Source organism: Streptomyces sp. NBC_00525 (assembly GCF_036346595.1).
Lineage (GTDB): Bacteria > Actinomycetota > Actinomycetes > Streptomycetales > Streptomycetaceae > Streptomyces.
The window spans coordinates 1,735,129-1,749,840 of sequence record NZ_CP107834.1 but is presented as its reverse complement, the minus strand read 5'-3'; the positions used below and the strand labels follow the sequence as shown (position 1 = coordinate 1,749,840).

Here is a 14,712-nt window from a genome sequence, read left to right as displayed (position 1 = left end):
AGGCCCACGCCTCACCCCCGCGCACACCTCGCCCCGTCATCCGTCCCGCCGTACCGTGCGCATGCGGCCGAAGGCGTACACACAGCCCGCAAGCGCCAGGTCGGACAGCAGCATGAAGCCGATCGAGTACGAGTCCTTCGCGCTGTAGATCGCGCCCATCACCAGCGGTGGCACGAACCCGCCCAGACCGCCCATCGCGCCGACGATCCCGGTCACACTGCCCACCTTCGCCTGCGGGGTGACCTGCGAGACCAGGGCGAAGACGCTGCCGCTCGCCATGCCCAGGCCCGCCGCCATCACCAGCAGCGCCACCGTGCCCGTCGGGTCCAGCCTCGGGTCGAACGCCTGGACGATGGCCATCAGGGCGGCCACCCCGAGCGCCACCGAGGTCACGACCGCCGGGTGCAGCCGGTCGGACAGCCAGCCGCCGAACGGCCGGAAGACGACCGTCACCAGGGCGAACCCGGCCGCCTTGGTACCGGCGTCGGTCGGCGTCAGCTCGTACCACGTCTTCAGGTACGTCGGCAGGTACACCCCGAACGCGACGATCCCGCCGAAGCCGATCGCGTACAGCGCCGACAGCTCCCAGGTCACCCGCAGCCGGCCCGCCGACCCCAGCCGGTGCCCCAGCGAGTCGGTGGGCACCTGCCGGTCCGGGTGGTCGTTGATGAGCACCGCCGAGAGCGCCGCGTACACCACCAGGGCCCCGGCGACCACGAGGAACGGCAGGTTGTCGCCGTGCTTCGCGATGCGCGGGGTGAAATAGCCCGACAGCGCGACGCCGCCCATGCCCATGCCGAAGACACCGAGCGCGAGGCCGCGCTTGGCGGGCGGGAACCACGAGTTGACCAGCGGGATGCCGATCGCGAACGTCGTACCGCCGATACCCAGCAGAAAGCCCACGGCGAGCATCGCACCGTACGAGTTCTTCGCCGGGATCAGCAGCAGCACCGGCAGGATCGTCAGCGCCGAGGTGAGCGGGAACATCAGCCGCGCCCCGTACCTGTCGGTCAGCGCGCCCACCGGGATGCGGCCCAGCGAGCCGACCAGCACGGGCACGGCGACCAGCAGGGACTGCTGGAAGGAATCCAGATCGAGCCGGTCCTTGTACTCCCCCGACATGGGCGCGATCAGGTTCCAGGCCCAGAACGTGAGCGTGAATCCGACGGTGGCCATGATCAGGTTGCGATAGGCGGCGGAAGAGCCCGCACGCGGGGGTGACTGCTTCACGGCTGTGTCCACACAGCCAGTCAAGGCGGGACACCGGCGGTGAGCGCGTCGGCCTGAGCCGTACGGGGGACGCCTCCCCGGTCCCCGCATACGCGCCGACCCGATCCCCGCATACACGCCGACCCGATCCCCGCATACGCGCCGAAGCTGCGACAATTGGTCCATGGATCGTCTGGACAGGGAAATCCTCGGCGTCCTCCAGGAGGATGCCCGGATCTCGTACCGCGACCTGGGCGTACGGGTCGGGCTCAGCGCCAACGCGGCGGCCGACCGGGTCAGACGGCTGCGCAAGGACGGCGTGATCCGCGGCTTCACCGTGATCATCGACCCGGCCGCCGACACCCGCACCGGGCTCGTCGTCTTCATCGACGTCACCCTGCGCATCGACACCACCAACGAGACCTTCGAACGGGCGGTGCTGGCCCTGCCCGGCATCACCGAAGTGGTGCACGTGACCGGCGGACACGACTACCTGGTACGCGCCACCGCGGCCGACACCGCGGCGCTCGACACCCTCCTGCGCCGCCTCAAGCGCGAGGCGGGCGTCGCCCACTCGAACACCCGCGTGGCGCTCCGGGCCGCCCCCGGGCAGTGACCGCGCCGCTCACAGCGGCGCCTCCCAGACCACCGCGGGCGCCCGCGACCCGTCCGGCTCCCGCCCGTCGTCCGCGACCGTGAGCCGGACCGCGCCCCGCCCGTCCGGCAGCGTCGCCGTCGCGTCCACCGTCACCTCGATCGCCGAGACCCCGGCCCGCCGGTGCGCCGCCGCGAGCGCGCCCCGCAGCGCCGCGAGCAGCCGCTTGCCGACCGGCTCCGGTACCAGCGCGTCCACCGCCCCCGCGAACCGCACCGACGGCCGGAAGCCGAGCAGCGCCGCCGCGCCCCCGGTCTCCCGCAGCACCTGGCCCCGGAAGGTGGCGGGGGCGTCGGCGGGCGGCTGCTGGAGCGCGAAGATGGCCGTCCGTACCTCCTGGATCGTCGAGTCCAGCTCGTCGACGGCCCGGCCGAGCAGTTCGGCCGTCTCCCCGGCCCCGGCCCTGCGGCGCGTGGACTCCAGCATCATCTCGGTGGCGAACAGCCGCTGGACGACCAGGTCGTGCAGGTCCCGCGCGATCCGGTCGCGGTCCTCGTACACCGCCAGCCGCTCCCGGTCCTGCTGCGAGTCGGCGAGCACCAGGGCCAGCGCCGCCTGCGAGGCGAACTGCGCGGCCAGCAGCCGCTCCATGTCGCTGTACGGGCGGGCGCCGTGCCGCCGGGGCAGCGCGAGCGTGCCGATGAGCCGGCCCCCGCTCTGCAGCGGCAGCATCATGCTCGGGCCGAACCGCGACCGCACCGGTGTGGTCATCCGGGGATCGGTCGCCGAGTCCTCGATGAAGACGGCCTCGCCGCCCAGCAGCTGTTCCAGGACGGGCGAGCCCGGCGCGATCGCCGTGCCCACCAGGCCGGCCGGGTCCTCCCGGGTGGCGGCGACGACGATCTCCATCCCGCCGTCCTCGGTGGGCTGCAGGATCACCCCGGCCGAGGCGTCGCTGAGGATGCGGGCCCGCTCGGCGACCGCGGTCAGCGCGTCGGACAGGTTCTCCCCGGTGAGCAGGGTGTTGGTGACGGCCGCCGCGCCCTCGATCCAGCGCTCCCGCCGGCGGGCGTTCTCGTAGAGGCGGGCGTTGCCGATGGCGATGCCGGCCTGCGCGGCCAGGACCTTCAGCAGTCCGGCGTCGGTCTCCGTGAAGTGCCCGGTGTCCTTCTCGGCCAGATAGATGTTGCCGAACACCTCGTGGTGGACGCGGATCGGGGCGCCGAGGAACGAGCGCATCGGCGGATGGCCGGCCGGCATGCCGGTGGAGCGCGGATCGGCGGTCAGGTCGTCGGAGCGCAGCGGCTCCGCGGCGTCCGTGAGCGCGCCGAGCAGTCCGGTGTGCCCGTCCGGGAAGTCGCCGACGGCCGCCTGCTCCTCCTCGCTCATCCCGCAGACGTACAGCTCGCGGATCGTGCCCCGGCCGGGGTCGAGGACGCCCAGCGCCCCGTAGCGGGCCTCGGTCAGGGCGGTCGCGGTGTCGATGATCTGCTGGAGCGTGGCCCGCAGTTCGAGGTCCGAGCCGACGCTCAGCACCGCCTCCAGGAGCCGGGGGAGCAGCGGCGAGCGGGGCAGGCCGGGCTCCTGCGGCACCCCGGGCGGCCGGTCCGTCACCGTCCGCTCCCGCCGTCCGGGTCAGCTCGCCAGCGGGTCGAGGACCATGGGGCTGATCTCGCCGTCCAGCATCGCGCCCAGGCCCAGGATGGAGCAGGTGTCGGGCTGTTCCGCGATGTGCACCGGCACCCCGGTCGCCTCGCGGAGCATCTGGTCGAGGCCGGGCAGCAGGGCGCTGCCGCCGACCATCATGATCCCGCAGTCCGCGAGGTCGGCGACCAGGTCGGGCGGGCAGTTGCGCAGCACCTTGCCGACGCCGTCCAGGACCGCGGTGAGCGGGCGGTGGATCGCCTGGCGGATCGCGGCGGTGTCCACCTGGACGGTCCGGGCGAGCCCGGTGGCCACGTCCCGGCCGTGGATCTCGGTGACCGAGGGGCCCTGCGTGGTCAGCCCGTTGTCGCTGAGGGCGAGTTGGAGGGGGCGCACGGACTGGCTCGGCAGCATCAGCTCGTGGTACTGGCGCAGATGCTGGATGACCGCGTGGTCGATCGCGTCGCCGCCGATCGGCAGCCGTACCGCCGTCACGATCGAGCCCAGCGAGAGCACCGCGATCTGGGTCGTCGCCGCCCCGCACACCATGATCATGGTCGCGGTCGGCTGCTCGACCGGCAGCCCGCTGCCGACCGCCGCCGCGATCAGCGTGTCCACCAGCTCCACCCGGCGGGCCCCGAGACCGACCAGGGTCTCCACCGACGCCCGCCGGGCCAGCGGGTCGCTGTCGTGCGGGGTGCAGGCGGCGGCGCGCAGCCAGGGCTTGCGGCGCAACTGGCGGCGCAGCTTCTCGCCGAGCAGATGACGGAGCATCCGCTGGGCCATCTCGATGTCCACCACCGTCCCGCCGGAGACCGGACGCGCCACCCGGATGTAGTCGGGGGTGCGGCCCGTCATCTGTTCGGCCAGCGCGCCCACGGCGAGCAGGGAGCCGGTACGGGTGTTGACGGCGGCGACGCTCGGCTCGTCCACGACGAGGCCGGGCCCCTTCACGTACACACGGGTGCGGGAGGCTCCGAGGTCCACGGCGATGTGGCAACGGCGCAACTGCTCCAGGCTGACGGTCACGGCGGGTTCCTCCCGGAAGCGTTGAGGGGGACCGACGGGCAGCCGGCTCTCCTGAAAGCCTGCGCCGTTCGGGGAGGCGCCGCCCGCTGGGCTGAGCCGTAGGAGGGACCACCTGACGGCGTGTCGGGCGCGCCGCCGGAGGGGAGCGCCCGCGGACGTGCTCGCGCCCCGCGTCCCGGCCGTCAGCGGGCGCCCCGCAGCACCCTCCGCCCCGCGCCCCCGTGCCGTCAGCGGCCGCCCGGCAGCACCCGCTGGAGCAATCCCCAGGTGAACTCCGCGACATGGCTGTCCGCGCCCGAGCCGATCGCCAGCGCCCAGCGGGTCGGCGCGCTGCCCTCCATCGGGCGGGCCGGGGCGAAGGCGCGGGCCACCTCGTCCACCGTGCACGACCAGGGCACCAGGTCCTCGACCGTCCGCAGGGCCGGTGCCGCCGCGCCCGGTGCCCGGACCAGCCACTCGTTCCACACCGCCCCGCCCGGCGCCACCATCACCTCGAACCGCAGCTCCGGCCAGAGCGGCACCGGCCACCGCAGCACGTCGCACTCCAGGTCGCCGATGGCCCGGCGGCCGGTCTGCTCCGGTTCACCGAGCACGGAGCGGTAGCGGCGCAGCGAGCCCCGGCCGCCCGGCGCCCGGACCATGGCCTGCCAGCGCCGGTTCGCCTCGCGCATCTCGGCGAGCGTGGCGCTCAGCTCGTGCCGGGCGTCCTCCACGAGGCCGGGCTGATGGTCGGCCATCCGGCGCAGCAGGACGAGCTGGAACTCACGGGGGCCGAAGGGGGCGGCGGCGGAAGAAGGGCTCATGGCCCCATCGTGCCCGGGGGCCCGCCGGTCAGGCGTCCGGTTCGACGCCCAGCATCCGCCGCAGCAGATCCCGCAGCACCGTGCGGTCCGTGTCCGACAGACCGGCCAGCGGCTCCCGCGCGAAGTCCAGGGCGTCACGCAGCCGCGCGGCCGTCGCGGTGCCCCGTGCGGTGGGCGCGGCCAGCTTGACCCGGCGGTCGGCCGGGTCCGGGCGCCGCTCCACCAGGCCGCGCGCCTCCAGCCGGTCGACGATCCCGGTCACGTTGGACGGCTCGCACTTCAGCTTCTGGGCGATCCGGCGCATGGGCAGCGGCTCGACGGACAGCAGCCCCAGGACACGTGCCTGGGCGCCGGTGAGGCTGTGCGCGGCGGCGGCCTGCTCGTACTCCTCGTAGTAGCGCGCCACGACGGTGCCGATGAGCTCGATGACTTCGAGTGTCAGGGGATCAGTGCGCGAGGAGGCCATGACACACAGGATACCCAGTTGCTTGACAACATGAAATATCCATGAGCATGGTTGTTTCACGTGGTGAAGCTTTTTCGCCGTGCCCCCACACCGAGGAGACCCGAGCCCATGTCCGCTCTTCCCGCGTCCGGCCGTGAATGGCACCTGGTAGCCCGCCCCCACGGCTGGCCGAAGGCCGAGGACTTCGCGCTGCGTGAGGCGCCGGTCACCGCCCCCGCCGAGGGCCGGGTCCTCGTGCGCAACCTGCACTTCTCCGTCGACCCGTACATGCGCGGCCGGATGAACGACGTGAAGTCCTACACCCCGCCCTTCAAGCTGGACCACCCCATGGACGGCGGCGCCGTCGGCGAGGTCGTCGCCTCCGCGGCCGAGGGCTTCGAGGTCGGCGACCACGTCCTGCACGGCCTCGGCTGGCGCGAGTACGCGAGCGTCCCCGCCCAGCACGCCGTCAAGGTCGACGCCTCGCTCGCCCCGCTCTCCGCCTACCTCGGCGTGCTCGGCATGACCGGGCTCACCGCCTACGCCGGACTGTTCGACGTGGCCTCCTTCAAGGAGGGCGACGCCGTGTTCGTCTCCGGCGCCGCCGGGGCGGTCGGCAGCCAGGTCGGCCAGATGGCGAAGATCAAGGGCGCCTCCCGCGTCATCGGCTCCGCCGGCTCCGACGAGAAGGTCAAGCTCCTCACCGAGGAGTACGGCTTCGACGCCGCGTTCAACTACAAGAACGGGCCGGTCGCCCAGCAGCTGCGCGAGGCAGCCCCGGACGGCATCGACGTCTACTTCGACAACGTCGGCGGCGAGCACCTGGAAGCCGCGATCTCCTCGTTCAACGTGCACGGCCGCGCCACCATCTGCGGCATGATCGCCCAGTACAACGCCACCGAGCCCACCCCCGCCCCGCGCAACCTGGCGCTCGTCATCGGCAAGCGGCTGCGCCTGACGGGCATGCTCGTCGCCGACCACGCCGACCTCCAGGACCAGTTCGTGCACGAGGTGGCCGGCTGGCTGGCCTCCGGCGAACTGAAGTACCGCGAGACGGTCGTCGAGGGCATCGAGAACGGCGTCGACGCCTTCCTCGGACTGCTGCGCGGCGAGAACACCGGAAAGATGATCGTCTCCCTCGGCTGAACCGCCCCGCCCGGCACCCGGTAGTCTCCATCCAGGCCGTCGCGATCGTGGGCGCGAGTCGCGGCGCACAGCAGGAGGAATCCTCAGCATGACCCTTCAGGACATATCCGTCGCGTACACCGCCGTCGCCACCGCCGAGAACGGCCGGGACGGCCGCGTCGCCTCGGACGACGGCAAGCTCGACGTCGTCGTCAACCCGCCGAAGGAGATGGGCGGCAGCGGCGCGGGCACCAACCCGGAACAGCTCTTCGCCGCCGGGTACAGCGCCTGCTTCCAGGGCGCGCTCGGCGTCGTCGCCCGGCAGGAGAAGGCCGACATCTCCGGCTCCACGGTCACCGCGGCGGTCTCCATCGGCAAGACCGCGGCCGGCGGCTTCGGCCTGGAGGTCGCCATCACCGCGACCATCCCGAACGTCGACGAGGCGACCGCGCGGGCGCTCGTGGAGAAGGCCCACCAGGTCTGCCCGTACTCCAACGCCACCCGCGGCAACATCAAGGTGGAGCTCGCGGTCGCCTGACCGCCCCCGCACCGCCGCCGCCGCACGCCCCGCCCCGATCCCGTTAGGCTGACGCCATGCGTGATCTCGGGGCGGGGCTCGGCTTTCTGATCAAGGGCCAGCGCTGGGTGTTCGGCCACGGCAAGTGGTTCGGCATAGGGCTGCTGCCCGGACTGATCACCCTCGTGCTGTACGCCGGTGCCCTCGTCGGACTCGGCTACGGCGCCGACGACCTGGTGGCCTGGGCGACCCCCTTCGCCGACGACTGGTCCTCGCCCTGGTCCGGACTGCTGCGCACCGCGCTGACCGTGCTCGTCTTCGTCCTCGGCCTCTTCCTGGCCGTCATCACCTTCACCGCCGTGACCCTGCTGGTCGGCCAGCCCTTCTACGAGTCGCTGTCCGAGGAGGTCGAACGCACCGAGGGCGGCACGGTCCCCGAATCCGGGCTGCCGCTCTGGCGGGAGCTGTGGATCTCCGCGCGCGACAGCGTGCGCATCCTGCTGCGGGTCGGGCTGTACGCGGTGCTGCTCTTCGCCCTCGGCTTCGTGCCCGTCGCCGGGCAGACCGTCGTCCCCGTCATCGGCTTCTGCGTCACCGGGTACTTCCTCGCCGAGGAGCTGACCGCCGTCGCCCTCCAGCGCCGGGGCATGGTGCTCAAGGAGCGCCTGGCCCTGCTCCGCGGCCACCGCATGCGCACCCTCGGCTTCGGCGTACCGCTGGGGCTGGCCTTCATGCTGCCGTTCGTCGCCGTGTTCCTCATGCCGGGAGCCGTCGCCGGGGCCACCCTGCTGGCGCGCGGCCTGGTCGGCGAGGACACGGCGGACGAGGACCGGGACGGGGCGGACGCGGCGGCCGGCGCCGGCAAGGGCGAGACGGCCGCCGAGGGCTGAGCGCCCGCCCGCTCAGCGCACCGAGAACCCGTACACCGTCGTCGACCTGTACTCCTCGCCCGGCCGCAGCACCGTGCTCGGGAACTCCGGACGGTTCGGCGAGTCCGGATAGTGCTGGGTCTCCAGGGCGATCCCGGCGCCCGGACCGAACGGCCGGCCGTCGAGGTGGTCCGCCGTGTACAGCTGGAGACCGGGCTCCGTCGTCGTCACCGTCAGCACGCGCCCCGACGCCTCGTCGTACAGCTCGGCCGCAGGCCCCGTTCCGTCCGCGTCGAGCACGTAGTTGTTGTCGTACCCCGCGGTCACCGGCCGGGGCTCCCGGAAGTCGAACCGGGTGCCCGCCACCGCCAGCACCTCACCGGTCGGCAGCGATTCCGCGTCCACCGGCAGGACCGCCCCGGCCGCGATCCGCAGCCGCTGGCCCAGCGCACTGCCGCTGTCCGCGCCCGCGAGGTTCCAGTAGCTGTGGTTCGTCAGATTCACCACGGTCGGCGCGTCCGTCACCGCCCGGTACGCGATGCGCAGCGCGCCGCCCTCGTCCAGGGTGTACGCCGCCGTCACCTCCAGACGGCCCGGAAAGCCCTCCTCGCCGTCCGCCGAGACCCGCGACAGCTCCACCCCGTCCGTGATCTCCCGCGCGTCCCACACCCGCTTGTCGAAGCCGCACACCCCGCCGTGCAGCTGGTTGCGGCCCTCGTTGCGCGAGAGGTGGTACGTGCGGCCGTCCAGCTCGAAGGCCGCCCCGCCGATCCGGTTCGCGTACCGGCCGACGAGCGCCCCGAAGTAGGGGCTCGCGTACTCCTGATAGGACGCCAGATCCGGCAGCCCGAGCGCGATTCCGGCCCGCGCCCCGTCCCGGTCCGGCACCTCGACCGACTGCACGATGCCGCCGTACGTCAGGAAGCGCACCCGTGTGCCGTCGCGCTCCAGCGTCCAGCGGTGCACGGCGGTGCCGTCCGCGAGTGTGCCGAAGTGTTCCTTACCGATCGCCGTGTGCGCACCCGTCTGCATGATCAACGACTCTACGCGGGCGGACGGTCCGCCGTGACGTTTGCGTAGGCGATCTCGGCGAGTCGCGCCTGCCCGTTGCGGCCCGGATGGAACCAGTCCCACTGGCTGAGCTGCTTGCCGGTGAACCGGTAGTCGAACACCGCCCCGCCGTCGTACCGGCAGCGGCTGTCCTTCGCGCACACCTCGCGCAGCACCTCGTTGTACGCCACCACGCGCTCGCGCACCGCCGTGCGCCGGGCCACCGCCGCCGCGCTCATGTCGTCCGCGTCGCTCAGCATCGACTTGCAGATGCCCAGCTTCCAGATCTGCTTGCCCAGCGGATTGGCCCGGCCCTGCGACCACAGCCGCTTCAGGTCCGGCACGCTCGACACGTACACCTGCGCCTTCGGCGCCCCGTCGCGCAGCTTGCGCATCGACACCTCGAACGACCTGCGGAAGTCCGCCACCGGGGTCATCGCCCGCACCGAGTCGCGGCAGGCGTCGTTGGCCCCGATCATCACCGTCACCAGATCCGGGTCCTCGGCCGCCGCCAGCGCCATCTGCTCCGGCAGCTGCGCCATCCGGGCGCCCGTCACCGCGTGGTTCCAGCTGCGGTCGGCCGCGCCGGACGCGCCGAGCAGCCGCACCGCCAGACTCCGTACCGAGGCGTCCGTACCGGTCGACCAGGAGACCTCCGGACAGTCGGCCAGCACCGAGCACGCGTCGAAACCGCGGGTGATGGAGTCCCCGACGGCCGCGATCGACGCCGGGCTCGGGTCCCAGACCGGGCCCGCCGCCGGGGTGGGCCTGCGCTCCGCCGACGCCGCCCCCTTCGTCGTCCCGCCGGACCCCGAGTCGCAGCCGGCCAGCGCCGCCGTACCGACGCAGGCCAGCGCCGCCAGCCCGGCCAGTGCGGTGCGCGAGCGGTGCCGTACGGACTGGTCGGGCATGGCCTGGTCTCCTCCTGTTCGTGCCCGACGCTCCGCCCGGTGAAGACTGAGCGAAGAAGGGCCCCGTGACCGACCGTACGTCACCCCCGCGCCCCGCGGGCGCGGTAGCTTTTCCCCGGCGCACCCGCGGTCCCCGCGGCGCCCGGCTCCACTCGGGTGGCATCCGAACATCACACCGCGTCACATACTGTCGCTTTTCCGGAGAATAACTCCCGATGCTGTTTACTGATGACAGGCCGCTGGGAAAGGCGAACCTCGTCCCACACTGGAGGTCCCGGTGACGACACGTGGAGTCCTGTACGTTCACTCCGCACCGCGCGCGCTCTGCCCCCACGTCGAGTGGGCGGTGGCGGGTGTCCTCGGTGGGCGGGTGCAACTCGACTGGATCAGACAGCCGGCCGCGCCGGGCACCTGGCGCTCCGAGTTCTCCTGGAAGGCACGCGCCGGCACGGCCTCCGAGCTGGCGTCGGCGCTGCGCGGCTGGGACCTGCTCCGTTTCGAGGTGACGGCGGAGCCCTCCCCCTCGGCGGAGGGCGAGCGCTACAGCTCGACGCCCACGCTGGGCATCTTCCACGCCGTCACCGGCATGCACGGCGACATCCTCGTCCCGGAGGACCGGCTGCGCGCGGCGCTGGCCCGCTCGGCGGGCGGGGATACGGATCTGGCGGCGGAGATCGCGGGGCTCCTCGGCAAGCCCTGGGACGACGAGCTGGAGCCCTTCCGCCACGCGGGCGAGGGCGCGCCGGTCCGCTGGCTCCACCAGGTCGTGTAGCCCACCCCTCCCCGCGTCGCCACCGCACACGACGAAGCCCGCGCCCCCACTCGGGGGACGCGGGCTTCACACGTACGCGTCAGACGCTGCGGAACGCCAGGACCACGTTGTGGCCGCCGAAGCCGAACGAGTTGTTGATCGCCGCGATCGGGCCCTCCGGGAGCGCGCGGGGCGCGTCCCGGACGATGTCCGCGTCGACCGACTCGTCGAGGTCCTCCACGTTGATCGTGGGCGGCGCCATCCGGTGGTGCAGCGCCAGCACCGTCGCCACGGTCTCGATACCGCCGGCGCCGCCGAGCAGATGACCCGTCATCGACTTCGTCGCGGAGATCGCGACATGGTCCAGGTCCTCGCCCAGCACCGCACGCAGCGCCTTGACCTCCGCGATGTCACCCTGCGGGGTGGACGTCGCGTGGGCGTTGAGGTGGGCGATCTCCGACGGCTTGAGGTCCGTCTGGTCCAGCAGGTTCTGCATGGCCGCGGCGATCCCGCGCCCCGTCGGCTCCGGCTGCGCGATGTGGTGGGCGTCGGCGGACAGCCCCTGCCCCAGCACCTCGCAGTAGACCCGCGCACCGCGCTTCGCCGCGTGCTCCGCGGACTCCAGCACGACGACACCGGCACCCTCGCCGAGGACGAAGCCGTCACGGCCCACGTCGTACGGGCGCGAGGCCTTCTCCGGCTCGTCGTTGTTCTTGGACATCGCCATCATGTTGGCGAAGGCGGCGATCGGCAGCGGGTGGATCGCCGCCTCGGTGCCACCGGCGAGGACCACATCGGCACGGCCGGTGCGGATCATCTCGACGGCGTACCCGATCGCCTCGGCACCCGACGCGCAGGCGGAGACCGGGGTGTGCACGCCCGCCTGGGCGTTCACCTCGATACCCACATTCGCGGCCGGGCCGTTGGGCATGAGCATGGGCACGGTGTGCGGGGAGACGCGGCGTACGCCCTTCTCCTTCAGCACGTCGTACTGGTCGAGCAGGGTGATCACACCGCCGATGCCGGAGGCGATGACCGAACCCAGCCGCTCGGGCTGGATCGTTTCGTCCTCACCGGCCTTGCCGGTGAAACCCGCGTCCGCCCACGCCTCGCGGGCCGCGATCAGCGCGAACTGCGCCGAGCGGTCCAGCCGGCGGGCGAGCGGGCGGGGCAGGACGTCGGCGGGATCGACGGCCGCCAGGGCCGCGATCCGGACGGGCAGTTCGGCGAAACGTTCGCCCTCGAGGGGCTTGACGCCGGAACGGCCCGCCATCAGGCCCTCCCAGGTCGATGCGGAATCGCCACCCAGCGGAGTGGTTGCGCCGATACCGGTGACGACCACGGTGCGATTGGTCGAGTTCACTGGAAAATCTTCTCCACGTGTAGGGGGTCGTGAATCAGCGGCGTCACCGCCGGGTGGCGAGACACGAACCGGCTGATCAGTCCTGGTGCTTGAGGATGTAGTCCGCGGCGTCGCCGACGGTCTTGAGGTTCTTGACGTCCTCGTCGGGAATCTTCACGTCGAAGCGCTCCTCGGCGGCGACGACGACCTCGACCATGGACAGCGAGTCGACGTCGAGGTCGTCCGTGAAGGACTTCTCCAGCTTGACGTCCTCGGCCGGGATACCGGCGATCTCGTTGACGATGTCGGCGAGACCCTTGACGATCTCTTCCTGCGTGGCGGCCATGGCGGCGCTCCTTCGATGTGTTTCTGCTGGGTTCGGGCGTCCGGGCGAATGGCCCGGTGTGCCTAGGGGAGAGTAACGACCGTCGCGGCGTAGACGAGACCCGCCCCGAAGCCGATGACGAGCGCGGTGTCGCCGCTCTTGGCCTGGCCGGTCGCCAGGAGCCGCTCCATCGCGAGCGGAATCGAAGCGGCGGAGGTGTTGCCGGTGGTCTCCACGTCGCGGGCGACCGTGACGCTCTCCGGCAGCTTGAGCGTCTTCACCATCGAGTCGATGATCCGCATGTTGGCCTGGTGCGGGATGAAGACGTCCAGGTCCTCGGGAGCGATCCCGGCCGCGTCCAGCGCCTGCTGGGCGACCTTCGCCATCTCGAAGACGGCCCAGCGGAACACCGCCTGGCCCTCCTGCGTGATGGCCGGGAACTTGATCTCGCCGCGGTCGTTGAGGGGCAGCTTCGTGACGTCGCCGACCTGGAAGTCGTTCCACGCCACGGTCTGCTTGATCGTCTCGGACTTGTCGCCCTCGGAACCCCAGACGGTCGGGCCTATGGCGGGCACCTGGGACGGGCCGACGATGACCGCGCCCGCGCCGTCGCCGAACAGGAACGCCGTCGCCCGGTCGGTGAGGTCGGTGAGGTCGCTCAGCCGCTCCACGCCGATGACGAGGACGTACTCCGCCGAGCCCTCGACGATCATGCCCTTGGCCAGGGTCAGCCCGTAGCCGAAGCCCGCGCAGCCGGCCGAGATGTCGAAGGCGGCGGGCTTGCCGGCGCCGACCTTGTGGGCGATCTCGGTCGCGATGGCCGGGGTCTGCTTGAAGTGCGAGACGGTGGAGACGATCACCGCGCCGATCTGCTCCGGGGTGATCCCGGCGTCCGCGACGGCCTTGCCGGCCGCCTCGACGGACATCGCCGACACGGTCTCCTCCTCGGAGGCCCAGTGCCGGGTCGCGATGCCGGACCGGGAGCGAATCCACTCGTCGGACGAGTCGATCGTCTCCAGGATGACCTCGTTGGGCACCACCCGGGTCGGGCGGTAGCCGCCGACGCCCATGATCCGCGCGTACGGAGCGCCCTTGCTGGGCTTGATCTTCGACATGCTCTCGGGCTCCTTACCGGGCACCCGCGTGCTCAGCGATGAGCGTGCGGGCCGCGTCGAGGTCGTCGGGTGTCTTGAGCGCGAGGGTCTGGACGCCGGGCAGCGCCCGCTTGGCCAGACCGGTGAGCGTGCCGCCGGGGCAGGCCTCGATGAGCGCGGTGACGCCGAGCGCCTTGAACGTCTCCATGCACAGGTCCCAGCGGACCGGGTTGGCGACCTGGCCGACGAGCCGGGTGATGACCTCGTGGCCGGTGGCCACGGTCTTGCCGTCGGCGTTCGAGACGTACGTCACGGACGGGTCGGAGACGTCGAGGTCACCGGCCGCCGCGCGCAGCCGCTCGACCGCGGGCGCCATGTGGTGGGTGTGGAACGCGCCGGCCACCTTGAGGGCCACCACGCGGCGCACCCCCTCCGGCTTGTCCTCGTTGAGTGCGGCGAGCTGCTCGGCGGTACCGGCGGCGACGATCTGGCCGCCCCCGTTGACGTTCGCCGGGGTCAGCCCGAGCTTCTCCAGATGCGCCACGGTGACCTCGGGGTCGCCGCCGAGCAGCGCGGCCATCCCGGTCTCGGTGACCGCCGCGGCCTCCGCCATGGCGAGGCCGCGGGTGCGGACGAAGCGGAGCGCGGCCTCGTCGCCGATGACTCCGGCGAGGGCGGCGGCGGTGATCTCACCGACACTGTGGCCGGCGACGACACCCGGCGAGGCGCGGAGCGCGGCGGCCGACAGCAGACCGGCGGCGACCAGCAGCGGCTGGGCCACCGCGGTGTCGCGGATCTCCTCCGCTTCGGCCTTGGTGCCGTAGTGGGCGAGGTCGAGCCCGATGGCCTCGGACCAGGCCGCGACGCGGTCGGTGGCGCCGGGGAGGTCGAGCCAGGGAGTCAGGAAGCCGGGCGTCTGAGCGCCTTGGCCGGGAGCGACGAGTACGAGCACCCTCACACTCTCTCTTGTGAACGGTCCGGAACACCCGTGGGGACAGGGACG

At 72.4% G+C, this 14,712-nt stretch carries 16 protein-coding genes; 5 read left to right on the top strand and 11 right to left on the bottom strand.

All coding sequences use genetic code 11. The features are described from left to right. Nucleotides 1-36 precede the first annotated feature (36 nt). On the bottom strand, nucleotides 37-1,242 hold the full coding sequence (locus OG710_RS07800) for an MFS transporter (RefSeq protein ID WP_241989803.1): 1,206 nt from the start codon (nucleotides 1,240-1,242) through the stop codon (nucleotides 37-39). A 151-nt stretch (nucleotides 1,243-1,393) separates the two neighbouring features. Here OG710_RS07800 and OG710_RS07795 point away from each other — a divergent pair, with 151 nt between their 5' ends. Then, a complete protein-coding gene (locus tag OG710_RS07795; protein ID WP_111331921.1) occupies nucleotides 1,394-1,825 on the top strand; it encodes an Lrp/AsnC family transcriptional regulator in 432 nt (143 codons plus the stop codon). A 9-nt stretch (nucleotides 1,826-1,834) separates the two neighbouring features. Here the strand turns inward: OG710_RS07795 and OG710_RS07790 are convergent, their stop codons facing one another. From OG710_RS07790 to OG710_RS07775, 4 genes are all read right to left on the bottom strand, one after another. Further along, nucleotides 1,835-3,418: a sensor histidine kinase gene (locus tag OG710_RS07790; protein WP_330238666.1), complete on the bottom strand. Its 1,584-nt coding sequence runs from the start codon at nucleotides 3,416-3,418 to the stop codon at nucleotides 1,835-1,837. A 21-nt stretch (nucleotides 3,419-3,439) separates the two neighbouring features. Beyond that, the gene (locus tag OG710_RS07785; protein ID WP_111331925.1) at nucleotides 3,440-4,477 is read right to left on the bottom strand and encodes a rod shape-determining protein; all 1,038 of its coding nucleotides are present in this window, start codon (nucleotides 4,475-4,477) and stop codon (nucleotides 3,440-3,442) included. A gap of 227 nt (nucleotides 4,478-4,704) precedes the next feature. Continuing rightward, nucleotides 4,705-5,280: a hypothetical protein gene (locus OG710_RS07780; RefSeq protein ID WP_330238665.1), complete on the bottom strand. Its 576-nt coding sequence runs from the start codon at nucleotides 5,278-5,280 to the stop codon at nucleotides 4,705-4,707. A 28-nt stretch (nucleotides 5,281-5,308) separates the two neighbouring features. Continuing rightward, the gene (locus tag OG710_RS07775) at nucleotides 5,309-5,746 is read right to left on the bottom strand and encodes a MarR family winged helix-turn-helix transcriptional regulator (protein WP_330238664.1); all 438 of its coding nucleotides are present in this window, start codon (nucleotides 5,744-5,746) and stop codon (nucleotides 5,309-5,311) included. A 108-nt stretch (nucleotides 5,747-5,854) separates the two neighbouring features. Here OG710_RS07775 and OG710_RS07770 point away from each other — a divergent pair, with 108 nt between their 5' ends. The 3 genes from OG710_RS07770 to OG710_RS07760 all read left to right on the top strand — a co-directional run bounded on the left by OG710_RS07770 (nucleotide 5,855) and on the right by OG710_RS07760 (nucleotide 8,257). Then, nucleotides 5,855-6,871, top strand: a complete 1,017-nt coding sequence (locus OG710_RS07770) for an NADP-dependent oxidoreductase (protein ID WP_330238663.1) — start codon at nucleotides 5,855-5,857, stop codon at nucleotides 6,869-6,871. 88 nt (nucleotides 6,872-6,959) lie between these two features. Then, complete coding sequence (locus OG710_RS07765) at nucleotides 6,960-7,388, top strand: organic hydroperoxide resistance protein (RefSeq protein WP_330238662.1); 429 nt, start codon at nucleotides 6,960-6,962, stop codon at nucleotides 7,386-7,388. A gap of 56 nt (nucleotides 7,389-7,444) precedes the next feature. Then, nucleotides 7,445-8,257, top strand: a complete 813-nt coding sequence (locus tag OG710_RS07760; protein ID WP_330238661.1) for an EI24 domain-containing protein — start codon at nucleotides 7,445-7,447, stop codon at nucleotides 8,255-8,257. A 12-nt stretch (nucleotides 8,258-8,269) separates the two neighbouring features. Here OG710_RS07760 and OG710_RS07755 read toward each other — a convergent pair whose 3' ends face one another. Next, nucleotides 8,270-9,268, bottom strand: coding sequence for an aldose epimerase family protein (locus tag OG710_RS07755; RefSeq protein WP_330238660.1), 999 nt, complete (start codon nucleotides 9,266-9,268; stop codon nucleotides 8,270-8,272). A gap of 11 nt (nucleotides 9,269-9,279) precedes the next feature. Next, on the bottom strand, nucleotides 9,280-10,197 hold the full coding sequence (locus tag OG710_RS07750) for an SGNH/GDSL hydrolase family protein (protein ID WP_330238659.1): 918 nt from the start codon (nucleotides 10,195-10,197) through the stop codon (nucleotides 9,280-9,282). A gap of 277 nt (nucleotides 10,198-10,474) precedes the next feature. Between OG710_RS07750 and OG710_RS07745 the strand changes: the two genes are divergently transcribed. Next, nucleotides 10,475-10,969 (top strand): DUF3145 domain-containing protein, encoded by a 495-nt coding sequence (locus tag OG710_RS07745; RefSeq protein ID WP_330238658.1) that lies wholly within the window; start codon nucleotides 10,475-10,477, stop codon nucleotides 10,967-10,969. 79 nt (nucleotides 10,970-11,048) lie between these two features. Here the strand turns inward: OG710_RS07745 and fabF are convergent, their stop codons facing one another. From fabF to OG710_RS07725, 4 genes are all read right to left on the bottom strand, one after another. After that, a complete protein-coding gene (gene fabF / locus OG710_RS07740; protein WP_330238657.1) occupies nucleotides 11,049-12,311 on the bottom strand; it encodes a beta-ketoacyl-ACP synthase II in 1,263 nt (420 codons plus the stop codon). Between the two features lie 76 nt (nucleotides 12,312-12,387). Beyond that, entirely contained in the window at nucleotides 12,388-12,636 is a 249-nt protein-coding gene (locus OG710_RS07735; RefSeq protein WP_239223579.1) for an acyl carrier protein, read from the bottom strand. Between the two features lie 62 nt (nucleotides 12,637-12,698). After that, nucleotides 12,699-13,730, bottom strand: a complete 1,032-nt coding sequence (locus OG710_RS07730; RefSeq protein WP_330238656.1) for a ketoacyl-ACP synthase III — start codon at nucleotides 13,728-13,730, stop codon at nucleotides 12,699-12,701. Nucleotides 13,731-13,743: 13 nt separating this feature from the next. Further along, nucleotides 13,744-14,661 carry an ACP S-malonyltransferase gene (locus OG710_RS07725; protein WP_330242188.1) on the bottom strand — a complete coding sequence of 306 codons (918 nt, stop codon included), beginning with the start codon at nucleotides 14,659-14,661 and terminating at the stop codon, nucleotides 13,744-13,746. Nucleotides 14,662-14,712: the final 51 nt, after the last annotated feature.

What these genes read in the sequence shown, in the direction of transcription:
- OG710_RS07795 (WP_111331921.1), top strand. Translation starts at nt 1,394, where the DNA reads ATGGATCGTCTGGACAGGGAAATCCTCGGCGTCCTCCAGGAGGATGCC.
- OG710_RS07780 (WP_330238665.1), bottom strand. Translation starts at nt 5,280, where the DNA reads ATGAGCCCTTCTTCCGCCGCCGCCCCCTTCGGCCCCCGTGAGTTCCAG.
- OG710_RS07775 (WP_330238664.1), bottom strand. Translation starts at nt 5,746, where the DNA reads ATGGCCTCCTCGCGCACTGATCCCCTGACACTCGAAGTCATCGAGCTC.
- OG710_RS07770 (WP_330238663.1), top strand. Translation starts at nt 5,855, where the DNA reads ATGTCCGCTCTTCCCGCGTCCGGCCGTGAATGGCACCTGGTAGCCCGC.
- OG710_RS07765 (WP_330238662.1), top strand. Translation starts at nt 6,960, where the DNA reads ATGACCCTTCAGGACATATCCGTCGCGTACACCGCCGTCGCCACCGCC.
- OG710_RS07760 (WP_330238661.1), top strand. Translation starts at nt 7,445, where the DNA reads ATGCGTGATCTCGGGGCGGGGCTCGGCTTTCTGATCAAGGGCCAGCGC.
- OG710_RS07755 (WP_330238660.1), bottom strand. Translation starts at nt 9,268, where the DNA reads ATGCAGACGGGTGCGCACACGGCGATCGGTAAGGAACACTTCGGCACA.
- OG710_RS07750 (WP_330238659.1), bottom strand. Translation starts at nt 10,197, where the DNA reads ATGCCCGACCAGTCCGTACGGCACCGCTCGCGCACCGCACTGGCCGGG.
- OG710_RS07735 (WP_239223579.1), bottom strand. Translation starts at nt 12,636, where the DNA reads ATGGCCGCCACGCAGGAAGAGATCGTCAAGGGTCTCGCCGACATCGTC.
- OG710_RS07730 (WP_330238656.1), bottom strand. Translation starts at nt 13,730, where the DNA reads ATGTCGAAGATCAAGCCCAGCAAGGGCGCTCCGTACGCGCGGATCATG.